The organism is Kitasatospora sp. NPDC023120 (assembly GCF_055560835.1).
On sequence record NZ_JBVHHY010000049.1, the window covers coordinates 1 to 11,220 of the forward strand.

The 11,220-nt window shown below is 69.5% G+C and carries 14 protein-coding genes; 3 read left to right on the forward strand and 11 right to left on the reverse strand.

The window, feature by feature from the left end; translation table 11 throughout:
• The 5 genes from ACZ3TI_RS38580 to ACZ3TI_RS38600 form a co-directional block, all read right to left on the reverse strand.
• Positions 1-879, reverse strand: an 879-nt coding sequence (locus ACZ3TI_RS38580) for a TauD/TfdA family dioxygenase (protein ID WP_465734869.1), incomplete at its 3' end; no start/stop codon positions are given.
• A gap of 32 nt (positions 880-911) precedes the next feature.
• A complete protein-coding gene (locus ACZ3TI_RS38585; RefSeq protein ID WP_465734873.1) occupies positions 912-2,171 on the reverse strand; it encodes a glycosyltransferase family protein in 1,260 nt (419 codons plus the stop codon).
• Entirely contained in the window at positions 2,162-2,905 is a 744-nt protein-coding gene (locus ACZ3TI_RS38590) for a glycosyltransferase family protein (RefSeq protein WP_465734875.1), read from the reverse strand. The genes ACZ3TI_RS38585 and ACZ3TI_RS38590 overlap by 10 nt, the downstream gene beginning before the upstream one ends.
• On the reverse strand, positions 2,902-4,152 hold the full coding sequence (locus tag ACZ3TI_RS38595) for an aminotransferase family protein (RefSeq protein ID WP_465734878.1): 1,251 nt from the start codon (positions 4,150-4,152) through the stop codon (positions 2,902-2,904). The genes ACZ3TI_RS38590 and ACZ3TI_RS38595 overlap by 4 nt, the downstream gene beginning before the upstream one ends.
• Positions 4,153-4,829: 677 nt before the next feature.
• Positions 4,830-5,096, reverse strand: a complete 267-nt coding sequence (locus ACZ3TI_RS38600; RefSeq protein ID WP_465734880.1) for a hypothetical protein — start codon at positions 5,094-5,096, stop codon at positions 4,830-4,832.
• 263 nt (positions 5,097-5,359) lie between these two features.
• Between ACZ3TI_RS38600 and ACZ3TI_RS38605 the strand changes: the two genes are divergently transcribed.
• Positions 5,360-5,893, forward strand: coding sequence for a hypothetical protein (locus tag ACZ3TI_RS38605; protein WP_465734882.1), 534 nt, complete (start codon positions 5,360-5,362; stop codon positions 5,891-5,893).
• Between the two features lie 9 nt (positions 5,894-5,902).
• Positions 5,903-6,460, forward strand: coding sequence for a GNAT family N-acetyltransferase (locus tag ACZ3TI_RS38610; protein WP_465665207.1), 558 nt, complete (start codon positions 5,903-5,905; stop codon positions 6,458-6,460).
• A 355-nt stretch (positions 6,461-6,815) separates the two neighbouring features.
• Here ACZ3TI_RS38610 and ACZ3TI_RS38615 read toward each other — a convergent pair whose 3' ends face one another.
• Both ACZ3TI_RS38615 and ACZ3TI_RS38620 read right to left on the reverse strand, forming a co-directional pair.
• The gene (locus ACZ3TI_RS38615) at positions 6,816-7,385 is read right to left on the reverse strand and encodes a hypothetical protein (protein WP_465734884.1); all 570 of its coding nucleotides are present in this window, start codon (positions 7,383-7,385) and stop codon (positions 6,816-6,818) included.
• 624 nt (positions 7,386-8,009) lie between these two features.
• The gene (locus ACZ3TI_RS38620) at positions 8,010-8,249 is read right to left on the reverse strand and encodes a hypothetical protein (RefSeq protein ID WP_465734886.1); all 240 of its coding nucleotides are present in this window, start codon (positions 8,247-8,249) and stop codon (positions 8,010-8,012) included.
• A gap of 86 nt (positions 8,250-8,335) precedes the next feature.
• Between ACZ3TI_RS38620 and ACZ3TI_RS38625 the strand changes: the two genes are divergently transcribed.
• On the forward strand, positions 8,336-8,830 hold the full coding sequence (locus tag ACZ3TI_RS38625) for a DUF4265 domain-containing protein (protein WP_465734888.1): 495 nt from the start codon (positions 8,336-8,338) through the stop codon (positions 8,828-8,830).
• On the opposite strand, the gene ACZ3TI_RS38630 is transcribed toward ACZ3TI_RS38625, so the two are convergent.
• The 4 genes from ACZ3TI_RS38630 to ACZ3TI_RS38645 form a co-directional block, all read right to left on the reverse strand.
• On the reverse strand, positions 8,827-9,396 hold the full coding sequence (locus ACZ3TI_RS38630; RefSeq protein WP_465734890.1) for a DUF6262 family protein: 570 nt from the start codon (positions 9,394-9,396) through the stop codon (positions 8,827-8,829). The genes ACZ3TI_RS38625 and ACZ3TI_RS38630 overlap by 4 nt on opposite strands.
• Positions 9,393-9,626 carry a hypothetical protein gene (locus ACZ3TI_RS38635; protein ID WP_465734892.1) on the reverse strand — a complete coding sequence of 78 codons (234 nt, stop codon included), beginning with the start codon at positions 9,624-9,626 and terminating at the stop codon, positions 9,393-9,395. The genes ACZ3TI_RS38630 and ACZ3TI_RS38635 overlap by 4 nt, the downstream gene beginning before the upstream one ends.
• A gap of 256 nt (positions 9,627-9,882) precedes the next feature.
• Positions 9,883-10,338 (reverse strand): hypothetical protein, encoded by a 456-nt coding sequence (locus ACZ3TI_RS38640; protein WP_465734894.1) that lies wholly within the window; start codon positions 10,336-10,338, stop codon positions 9,883-9,885.
• 16 nt (positions 10,339-10,354) lie between these two features.
• Positions 10,355-10,750: a hypothetical protein gene (locus tag ACZ3TI_RS38645; RefSeq protein ID WP_465734896.1), complete on the reverse strand. Its 396-nt coding sequence runs from the start codon at positions 10,748-10,750 to the stop codon at positions 10,355-10,357.
• Positions 10,751-11,220: the final 470 nt, after the last annotated feature.

Consider the following 11,220-nt stretch of genomic DNA (forward strand, 5'->3'; position numbering starts at 1 on the left):
ACGATCGCTCGCGACCTCATCCTCTGGTTGGCCGCCCGAGACTTCCCCGGGCGGCCAACCAGGAACACCTTCAACGCCTTCTAAAACACGGCCTAGGCCCTGGCCGGCGGTGAGAGTGAACTCGGCGGCGTACGGGGAGCCGGGCGGCGCCATAGCGTCCATCGCCTCCAGGGCGCGGTCGAGGGCGGCGTCCTGGCCGGGGGCGGGGGTCCAGGTGTCGTTGCCGTCGCGGCTGTAGCGGGTGAGGAGCTGGCCGTCGACGACGGCGAATGCGGGGCCGGTGGTCTGGTCGGTGGATCCGTTGACGCTGGCGGTGCGGGTGAGGACTCCGGAGCCCATGAGCGTCTCGGCGGCCTGCGGGTCCTCTCCGACGAGGGCCCAGAACGCAGCGGTGGAGTTGAACAGGGTGGAGAGGCCGCCCTGGGCGGCGGGGCGGGCGCACAGCAGCACGGAGGTGCGCACGGTGCCGATTGGCTGGAGCAGGCCGTCGACGTGCAGGCCCTGCCCGTTGGCGGAGACAGCCGGGTGGGCGACGCCGTCGGCGGTGGCGGTCAGGGTGGAGACTCCGCTGCTGGCGACGGTGACGGCGCCGGGCCGGCGGTAGATCGGAGGGACGAAGGGGTCGCCGAGGCCGAGCCGGTCGGCGAGAGCGGTCAGGTTCTGCTCCGTCGGCTCCTCGGTCACGTCGATGACGGCGAAACCGGCCCGCTGGACGCGGCGGGCCAGCAGCGCCGCCTCGCTCCGGGTGAGCTGGTAGGAGCCGAAGTGAAGCGGCTCGGGCAGGTCGGTGGGGAAAGCGGGCAGACCGGGCCGGCCAGCGGAGGCGGCGGCGGCGAGGAAGGCGTCCAACTGGCCGGACGCGAAGGCGACAGGGCTCACGGTGTTCTCCGATTCGATCTGGTGGGACAGGGTCAGACGAGCTGGAGCGGGGAGTGCGCGAGGGCGGGCCTGCGGGCAAGGATCTGCGCCACCGCCTCGTCGCGCCGACGCCGGTCGGCCCAGGCCGCGGGGCGGCCGTCGATGAGGGCGCGCAGCAGGGGGCCGGTGTTGGCCTCGATCCGATGCAGGGGGCGCTCGCGTTCGATCGCGTGCAGGCAGGCGGTCAGCTGGTGGTCGTCGCGGGTCAGCGCGGCCATGGCGTCGGCGACCTGCCGCACGTCGTGGTTGTCGACGGCCAGGCCGATTCCCAGGCGGCGCATCCAGTCGCCGGACGCGCCGTGGGAGTCCACGACGACCGGGGTGCGGTAGAGCAGGGCGTCGCGCAGCCGCAGCCGGTGGCACAGCTCGTTCTCGACGCCGGGTCGGCCGAGGCAGATCAGGGCGCGGGTGGCGAGCATCAGGGAGTCGCGGTCGCTGTGGCGCAGCGGGCCGGGGTGCAGCAGCACGAGGTCCTGGAGGCCGTACTCCTCGATGGCGCGGTGCAGGCGGGCGGCCTCCAGGATCTGCTGATCGGGCGGGGGCGCGTAGAGGAAGCGGGTGCGCACGGGCATGCCCTCGTCGCGCAGCAGGGTGGTCGCCGCGCAGACGGCCTGGGTGTCGTAGAAGTCCCAGATCCCGCCGGACCAGCAGAACTCGACCGGCTGTGCGGTGATCGGGGTGGTGGCCAGGGCGGCGTCGGCGCGGGCGCCGAATCCGATGGGAAGGAGGGAGACGAGGTGGTCCAGGGTCCGGGAGCGGGCGTGCTCGACGGGGGTGAGGCGCCCGAGGGCGGCCAGCGTCGCGTACAGGCCGGCGCGTTCCACGTCGGAGCGGGCCACGAGGTGGTCCGCGGTGACGACCTGCAACAGGTACTGGTCCATCACCTCCTGGTAGGCGGCGGCGGGGTCGGGGGCGTTGCGCAGCCGGTCGTAGTCGAGCTGCTCGACCGGGACGCCGGTCTCGGCGATCAGCAGGCGGCTGGTGGTGTGGGCGTGGAGGATGACGCGGGTGTCGGCCTCGGCGCCGGTCATGACGGCGTCGCTGGTCTCGACGAGGGTGCGCCAGGTGTCCTCGTCGAAGACGGTGACCCGCACGCGGTCGCTCCTCCAGGTGGTGTCGGAGCCGGGCGGGCAGACGAGGTCGACGTCGATGCCGGCGTCGGCGAGCGCGCAGGCGAGCTCCCAGAAGCGCAGGCCGATCCCGCCGATGTTGTCGCCCACGGTGTACGGGCCGGTGAAGGCGGTCAGTCGCACGGTGCGGTGTCCTTCCAGTGGCGGGAGAAGGCGGTCCAGGTTCCGAGGTCGGTGAATGGCGGGCAGTCGATGACCGGGGCGCCGGCCAGGGGGCCGGTGCGGAAGTCGTACTCGGTCAGGCGATGCTCGGCGGCGGCGTGCATCTGCTCCAGCACCTGGCGGGCGGAGGCCGGCTGGAAGCCGAAGCCGAACCAGACCCGGTCGAACCCGGCGGTGGAGTCGGGGCCGGGCTTGTCGGCCAGGGCGGTCAGCCGCCGCAGGCCGCCGGCGCCCGGTTCGGTGGCCAGTGCCCCGTCGACGGCGATCCGCCGGGGGTCGTCCTCGGGTGCGGCGAGGAAGCACGCCGGGCTGTCGGCCAGCGCCGCGAGGGCGCAGTCCAGCAAGCCCGGCGCGGGGTCGGCGAGCACCTGGTCGGGCAGCAGCACCAGCACCGGGCCCGGGCACCAGGGCAGAGCCGAGCGGATCGCCCCGGCCAGCTCCGGCAGCGCCGGATCCTGCTCGACCACAGCGACCGGTGCGACGCTGCGCTCGCGCACGTACCGGGCGGTGGCCTCGCGGCCGGGCGCGGTGACCAGCAACAGCCGGACGTCGGCGGCGGTCTCCCTGACGAGGCGCAGCACGGAGTCGATCGCCACCAGGCCGGGTCCGGCGGGGAGCAGCTCTTTGGGGAAGGGCAGGCCGAGGCGGCTGCCCTTCCCGGCGCAGGGCAGGACGACGGCGGGGTGCGCGCTCACCGGTGCTCGTCCAGGGCGAGGGCGGCGCGCTTCAGGGAGTCGGCGATCCGCTCGGCCTGTTCCTCGCTGAGGACCAGGGGCGGGGCGAGGGTGACGGCCGCGCCTTGCAGGCGGGCCAGCACCCCGTCGTCGTGCATCGCGGTGTCGACCTGGGCCGCCTGCTCCGGGGTGTCGAACTCGACGGCAAGCAACAGCCCGACCCCGCGCACGTCGTGCACCGTGGGCAGCTCACGCAGCTTGGTCAGCCGCTCCAGCAGCAGCGCCCCGGTGCGGGCGGCGCGCGCGACCAGATCCTCGCGCTCGACGGCGTCCAGAACGGCCAGCGTCCCGGCGCAGGCGGTGGCGTGGCCGCCGGTGGTGAAGCCGTGCCGCAGGCCGCCCATCAGCGGGTCCGCAGAGAACGCCTCGTAGATGCTCTGGCGGACGGTGACGGAGGAGACGGTGGCGTAGGCGGCGCCCAGCCCCTTGCACAGGGTCACGATGTCCGGAGTGATGCCGTGGTGCTGGTAGCCGAACCAGGCCCCGGTGCGCCCGATGCCGGTCATCACCTCGTCCAGGACCAGCAGCACGCCGTACTCGTCGCACAGCTCGCGCACGTGGCGCAGGTAGCCGGCCGGCAGCGGCCACACCCCGGCCACGCCGAGGACCGGTTCCAGGACGATCGCGGCCACCGTCTCGGGGCCGGCTGCCAGCAGTGCCTGCTCGATCGCCTCCGGCCCGGGCACCGCGCAGGTGCGGTGCGGGCGGCGTGCCGCGCACTCCGGGCAGCGCGGCGCGGGGGCGTGGACGAAGCCGCCGGGCAGCGGCTCGTTTCCGGCCCGCGCCGCCGGGATCTGCGACATCGCGGCGGTGGCCAGCGTGGAGCCGTGGTAGCCGTCGGCCAGCGAGAGGATCGTGCGCCGGCCGGTGTCGCCGCGCAGCGCGTGGAACTGGCGGGCGACCTTCACCGCGGTCTCGTTGGCCTCGGACCCGGAGTGGCAGAAGAACGTCCGCGACAGCTCCTCCTCCCCCGTCAGGCCGGCGATCCGCCGGGCAAGCTCGATAGCGGGCACCGTCGCGGCCTGGGTCAGGGTGTAGGTCGCCAGCCGCTGGGCCTGGACGTGCATGGCATCGGCGACGTCGGAGCGGCCGTAGCCGAGCGTGGCGTTGAACATCCCGGCACGGGCATCCAAAAGGGTCCGGCCGTCCGCCGTGAACACCTCGCAGCCCCGGCCGCCGGTCACCACCATGCCCCCGCGGCCCGCCATCCCGCACGGCGACCACGAGTGCCACAGGTACTGCTCGTCGTCCGCGAGCAGGCGCGGCGGGCGGTTGCTCGGAGGCGGCGGCAGCTGCTGTTGCTGTCGGCGGAGCTGCCCCGGGTCTTCTGTGATGTGGGCATGCCAGTCCCTTCTCGGGAAGGTGAGACTGAGAGCTGAGCCGGCCGGGCTCGGATCGGCCGTGGGCCCGGCGCCCTCGCCAGGGTGGAGCGCACGGGTCTGACGGGGACTCACCGGCAGTACGGGTTTGCCGGACCGCGGTGAATCCAGGAAACGACGCCAGCGGCGCTGAAGCGATGTCAGACGGCTGGAAATTTGGATGAAGAACACGGCCTTCATTCGAATTTCCATGGCGGCGGCACTGTTGCGGAGAGTGCCCTTGTCGCTACCGTCTGGGTGTCGGCGCGGTGCTCGTGGACTCCGAGGGGGCGGTCATGGGCCAACCGAACAGCACGTTCCGTAGGCTCCGCGAGGTCGAGTGGGACATGAGCCGCAGCGAGGCCGCCGAGTTCCTCGTGCGCGAGTCGATCAAGCTCGGCGAACCGGCCCTTCTGGTAGCCAGGACGATCGCGACCTGGGAGGACGGCGACACCGCCCGGCCGCAGGCCCGGTACTGCCGTCTGCTGCACCGGGTGACCGGCCGCACGGCGGAGGAGCTCGGCTTTTCACCTCCCGGCCGCCGGGCAAGAACGAAGGCGACGCCGGACACTGACGAACAACGCATCAACGGAGACGACATGCGCCGACGCAGCATCCTCCTGGGCGCCGGGGCGGCCGTGCTCGCCGCCACCGTCCCGGACCCCGATACCTCCCGTCCAGCCCTTGGCCGCGACCACCTCGAAGGCCTCGCGCGGACCGAGCAGGAACTGTACGCCGAGGACCGCGACCACGGCTCCGCCGACCTCGCCGGGCGGGCCGCCGAAGCCCTCCACACCGCCCACACTTGGCTCGCAAACGGCAGGTACAGCGAAGACCTGGGCCGCCAGCTCCACACCGCCACCGGCATGCTCTCGGTGGCCGCTGGCTGGCTCGCCCTCGATGCCGAACGCCCTTCCGACGCCCGCTCCCTCTACACCGAGGCCTCGCCAGCGCCCGCCAGGCCGACGACCCAGGCCTGGAGGCCCACGCCTGGGCCTGCCTGTCCCTGCTCGCCCACGCCACCGGTCGGCCGCGCGAGGCCGTCACCACAGCCCAGGTGGCGCAGCGCGCGGCCGCGGGGCTCGGCTCGCCCCGCTGGCTGTCTCTGCTGGCCATGCGCGAGGCCCGCGGCTGGGCCCTCCAGGGCGACCGGTCGCTCACCGAGGAGGCGCTGGTTCGCGCGTACGGTCTCTACGCCAAGGGTCCCCGGGAGTGCGACCCGGACTGGCTCGCTTTCTTCGTGCCCGCCGAGCTGGCCGGGCTGGAGTCCCTGTGCCGGGCGGACCTCGGGCAGCACGACCGTGCCGCAGCCGGCGCCGAGCAGGCCGTGATGCTGTTCGCCGACGGCCACCCGCGCAACCGCGCCCTGTACACCGCCGACATCGCCGTCCACCACGCCCGCGCACCCAAACCGGACCTCGACGCCGCCGTCGAGGCCGGCCACCAGGCGCTGACCTACCTGCCCGACGTCCGCTCCGGGCGCCTCGTCCGCTCCCTGCGCGACATAGCCAGCACCCTGCACGCGCACCGGACGGTGCGGTGCGTCGCCCACTACCTGGACGCCTACCGTGCCGCCGTCCCCGCAGCCTGAAGGGCCACCATGAACACCCCCGACATACCGCTCGTCGTCCGGCGCTACGGCCCGAGCGACGCCGCCACCCTGCTCGACACCCTGGCCGACGTCTGGGCCGAGGCGCACGCCGGCCACGACGACGTCGCCCGCGCCGGGTTCACCCCCGAGACCCTGCGCCGCCAGATCAGCGGGCACGCGCGGCACGAGGAGTTCACCCTCGTCGCCGCGTTCGCGGCCGGGCAGATCGTCGGCTTCGGCTACGGCTTCCGCTGCTCCCCCGCCTACTGGTACGGCGAGCAGTTGCTGCCGCAGGTCACTCCCGAGGAGGCGCGCACCACGGACTCCCTCGCGGGCATTTGCGAACTCGCCGTCCGCAGCGGCTGGCAGGGGCGCGGTGTCGGGAGCCGCATCCACACCGCGCTGCTGGAGGCGCTGCGCACCGACTGGGTCTCCCTGCTCGCCATGCCCGGCGACCACCCCGCCCAGCACCTCTACCGCCGGCTCGGCTACCGCTACACCGGCCCTTATCAGCCCGGACCCGACGCCCCGGTACTCGACCTGCTGCTGCTGCGCACCAGCACCTGAGCCCGGGGCCCGGCATCAGGACGTGCCCAGGGGCAATCGGTAGCACTGCGGCACCGATGTGGGCGCGCGAGGCCGACGCCGCCCAACCGGTTCCGGCCGGGCGTGGCGTTGGACCGGCCGGGACCGGCGGGGGCGGAGGCCCGCTAGATGTGCCGGAATCCTCGTGCGGGATCGCGGGCGTTGACCATGCCGAGCATCTGGTTGACCTGGTTGCCGGGGTCTTCGATGCCGTCTATGGAGGCGTCGAACAGCATCAGGACGTCGTGGTCCAGTTTTCCGAACTTCCGCGAGTTCGCATCGCCTCTGAGCTGCGTGAATGCGTCGCGGCTATGTCCGGGACGCACCCACCTGTCAATCAGGGCTGGGAAGCGGAGGGCTTCAGCCCGTCGTTGTCGAAGTAGTCAAACTGCTTGTCCGGCAGCCCGACACCCACCCAGCCCCTCCAGTACGTCTCCTCGCCGAAGGCCCGGTAGTAGAGGTTCGGGCGGTCGGGATAGATCACGACCCCAGCGCCGTTGATGGACCCGCTCGATCGCTTGTGCGCGAGCAGATAGAGGAGGTCCTTCAGGTCGACCGCATTTTGTCGGCCAGCGACCGCCGCGGTGGAGGCAGCAACGACTAGGTCCGCCAGCTGCAGGTGTGGAACGTGATGACTCGGAGCCGTGACGATGGGGAGGACGACCTTGCCCGGTGCGATGTACCGGTGCCGTTGTCGGTGAGCGCGAGGGTGCTGGCAAGCCACTTGCCTTCCTGAGCTGAGCCACCCCCCGGCTTGTCCGCGAGCACGACCAAGCGCGCCGGTGCAGTACTCGACGAACTCCTGGCCGAGGCCGAACCCGCTCGCGGGGCTGTCGTCGGCCGCCCCCGCTCGGAGTCCGCCGGCGACCTGGCCGTCCAACGGGCTCAGCGCCGACTCGGCGTACATCCGACGTTACCTGCCTGAAGGCTGAGGGGGCGCTACGGCGGTCCTGCCGCGGTGCCGGACCGCCGAGAGCAGTTCCGCGCCGCGTGGTCCGGCAGCTGGCGGGATCCTAGATCGCGCCCGCGTCTTCCCCGTCCGTGCACAGCTCGTCCTGGTAGCCGTGCCGGAGGATCCGGTCCACCCGCCCCTGCCGAAGACGCCGGCCACGGAAACGCAGACCGCGATCGACGTGAGGACGAGAGCACAGAACCCGGGGATGAACGGATAGAAGCCGAGAGCCTTCAGCACGAGCCCGAACGCGGGAGTCGGACTCCACTGTTCGACGTTCCATCGCGTGACGGCAAACGCGGTGATGGCGCTGACCGCCGTCAAGGCGACAACGCCGACACCGGCGGCGAGAGACTGCAGTACCGATACCGGCACGAAGAGGTCGCGGCGCCGTTCGAACGAGATCCAGCGACTTCGGTGATCGGCGGCCACAGCACTCCCCTGATTTCGGTTGAATCAGAATGGCAGGCCCGGCGATGACGGTTCAACCGCGAACGTTGCCCCACGCGCGACGACGCGTTACAGACCGACCCTCACCGCGGTGGGAATCGCCGGTGGATGTCTGCCGGCCCTTCCGGGCTAGCTCGTCGGCCCGGGCGCAGGCTGCTGGGTGGGCCGGAATCCTCGGGCAGGGTCGCGCGCGACGTCGGGGTCGAAGGCGGTGAACCAGTCGAGCGGCTTCAGGTTGACCATGCCGAGCATCTGGTTGACCTGGTTCTCGGGGTCGTCGATGCCGTCCAGCTGGGCGTCGAAGAGCATCAGAACGTCGTGGTCCAGTTTTCCGACCAGGTTCGTGTCGGGGCCCTGGTTGACGTGCACCAATGCATGGCGAACATGTCCGTGACGCTGCTGACCAGGGTGGCCCGGTGTGAGCGGCCCTTCAGGTCCGAGCGAACATGTGCTCCATGAACAGCGCGGATGTGCATGAGATCGACGGCGAGCGGATCAAGGTGTGGTTCCGCTTTGTGCCTCGTGATGGGTGGTTCCCGCAGGACACCGAGGGTCTGTGGGCGACGAGGCTCAGCGCGGACACCGCTCGGGTCGATAACGTCCCGTTCCTTCAGGACGGGGTCGCGCAGGGGGACGTCGTCCGATTTCAGACTGATGCCGACGGACTGCACTGGGCCGCCGGCCGAGTCAGCGCCTCCGGGAACTGCACGATTCGTGTGGTGCCGATCCCGTCTGGTCCGCTGGGTCGGAGCCCTCAGGCGGTCCACCAGCGTCTCGCGCCCTTTGGCCTCGGTGGAGAGGTCTTCAGCGCCGAGTTCCCGATGGTAGCGGTGGACGTGCCGGGCGGAACCGACTTCACCGCGCTCAAACAGCTCCTGGTTCGAGGGCAGGACGAGGGCTGGTGGCACTTCGAGGTCGGCAGCGCGACTGAGGCATTCTGGAGCGCTTAGCCCTCCGGGTGCTCAAGGAGTTCGGCTTCGAGGTTGGCGATGCGTTTCTCGGCGAAGCGGAGGTTGGAGCGGGCGCCTTCGAGGCGTTCCTGCAGGGTGCGGTGCTCACGGGTGAGCTGCTGGACGCGGTGCTTGAGGGTGGTGTTCTCGGTGATCAGGGACTGAAGTGACTCGCCAGGGACCATCTGCTCGAAGTCCCGAAGCTGCCCCATCAGGTCCCCGATCCGCTGGCGCTGGGCGAAGACCTCCTTCTGGGTGCGGGTCAGCTCTGCCTCGGCGTTCAAGGCACGCTCGCGCCAGGTTGCCTCGATCTGCTCGTGCTGCTGCTGAGCAAGGTGATCACAACGGCTGCGGCTGTCGGTGACCGCGTTCTTGACCAGTGCGCGGGCGTCCGCGTTCTCGTAGAGGAAGGTGGCGGACACGCCGGCCCGCTGAGCGATTCCGCGGATGGTCAGGCGGCCCCGCTCTCGCCGGAGCTGCCCGATCGCCGTTGCGACCCGGGCCAGTTTGTCCTCGGTCTGTCGACGCCGGGCGGCGATGGCTGCCGCGGTGGACTCTGGTCTCATGCGGCATCGTCTCCTGCGGCATGGTCGGCGAGTTTCTGGGCCTGAAAGGCTGTGCTCCAGACGCGGCCGAAGTAGTCCTGGGGCCGCCGGAGGTCGAGTGCGAGCGCATCCTCCAATAGCCCGACAGCGGCCAGGGCCTTCTCCAGGCCGTCGATGGCGCGGGCGGTGGGCTCGAATACCTCGTGGAGGAAGTCGGCGGTGGCGCTGTCGGGGGCACGTTCGGCGAGCATCCGCCATTCTCCGAACTAAGCAGCTTTGGGGCCTCTGGCCACCGTCGGCCCGATCTGCAGGGCCGAACGGTCGTATGGTGCTGACTGCAGCCTGCCCAGGGCAGGGGTCGCGCACGTGCGTCGTCGCCGCGGACAGGTCCGTCTGGTTCGCCCCGCCGGGCAGGCCCTGTCATGACCCTGTTGGACAAGGCCAGCATCCGGACTACCTGCGGCGGCAGCTAAAGAAAGGGACGCTGACCTCAATTCGCCTGGAGCGCTACCGCCCTCGACTCAATTCATTCGGGTTTTGTGAGGCCGGTACGACTTTGGGCGCTTGACTACCCCCACTCGCATTGTTGAGATTCGCTACGGAAAAGATGCCGAGCAGGACAAGGCCAGCCAGAAGAGCAGCGAGTTGCACGCCATTGCAGATTTGGAGGGTGAGATCATGCATTGGATTTGAAATCGACTTCTTTGACAGCTGTCCAATTTGCTCCAGGATCGCACCAATGCCAAATAGCGTCGAAATGGCTAGAGCACCCCAGGCCCAGTAGAGCACTGGGAGATAGCTGTCAGATCCGAAGCTCTTAAGCAGCGTCGCGCTTAGCGCGAGCGTCCCAGTCGAAACGGTGATGAGAGTCTTTGTTAGGTCTCCGATTTGAGCCAGTGCTGCTCGATAGTGTTCCTGTAGATCCTGATCGGCACCTTTTCCTCCACTGTTCACCTGATCCACCTCATTGGAGCCTTGCTCAGCAGATTCGCAAGAGGTACATATCGCAGCTCCATTTGACCTCTAGGGCCCTGAGGTGCTCAGACTTCCTGCGCTGCAACTGTTCCACTGTGACCTGGTCAACGGGTTTAATCCGGGATACCTGAGCCAGGTAATCATTCAGAATCGAAGGGATCATTTTGAGTTCAGCTTCAAACCGCTCCGGATCTTCCTCTCGAATGCGCCGCCACTCGGCTTCGGGGGCGACCAGATTGTGCAGAATGAAATTCTCGATGACTTGAGTCTGGGGTGGCCTCACCAGGCCTAGACCTGCGCCTCTTTCTTCGAATCCGCTGCTCCAGGTGGCAAAGCTCCGAACAATCCCGGCAACAAGCCGACCTGGCTCCGGGTCCGGCATGGGTCTGGGGTCTGTCATCGCCACTCCTTTACATGTAACTGTAGCTAAACACACACTAAGCCGACGATTAGGCGTGCACGCCGATACTCGAGGCGTGTCGCAAATGACGCTAGAACCACATGCGCGAATAGTCACATAAGATGACAGTCGGTTTCCCTGTCATCACAAATTCGGCATATCGGTGCGAATCTCTGACTCACGCCCACATGTGCTTACCGCGAGTTAAGGGTTCGCCGGAATCCCGAGAGATACTGGAGAATTCCGTCGCTCTTGCCGCGCGTCGAGTTGACCGATCTATTCCTCGGCAGCGGAGAGGTTGACTGAGAGTCCTTCAACGTCTCCCAGCAAGCCTTCGCGTTCAGCTTCGTTGGCCTGGTCGAGCAGGTTATTCCGAATCTCTTCGAGTCGGGGCCGTTCCGTGGGGCTAACGATAAGGACGGGACAGCAGACGCAGGCTTCTCCGAACTAGGAACTGGGCCGGTTCAGGG

Bases quoted from the DNA above. Each gene is read 5' to 3' on its own strand.
- ACZ3TI_RS38610 (WP_465665207.1), top strand. From the start codon at position 5,903: ATGAACACCCCCGACATACCGCTCGTCGTCCGGCGCTACGGCCCGAGC.
- ACZ3TI_RS38645 (WP_465734896.1), bottom strand. From the start codon at position 10,750: ATGACAGACCCCAGACCCATGCCGGACCCGGAGCCAGGTCGGCTTGTT.
- ACZ3TI_RS38625 (WP_465734888.1), top strand. From the start codon at position 8,336: ATGAACAGCGCGGATGTGCATGAGATCGACGGCGAGCGGATCAAGGTG.
- ACZ3TI_RS38635 (WP_465734892.1), bottom strand. From the start codon at position 9,626: ATGCTCGCCGAACGTGCCCCCGACAGCGCCACCGCCGACTTCCTCCAC.
- ACZ3TI_RS38595 (WP_465734878.1), bottom strand. From the start codon at position 4,152: ATGGCGGGCCGCGGGGGCATGGTGGTGACCGGCGGCCGGGGCTGCGAG.
- ACZ3TI_RS38630 (WP_465734890.1), bottom strand. From the start codon at position 9,396: ATGAGACCAGAGTCCACCGCGGCAGCCATCGCCGCCCGGCGTCGACAG.
- ACZ3TI_RS38615 (WP_465734884.1), bottom strand. From the start codon at position 7,385: ATGTACGCCGAGTCGGCGCTGAGCCCGTTGGACGGCCAGGTCGCCGGC.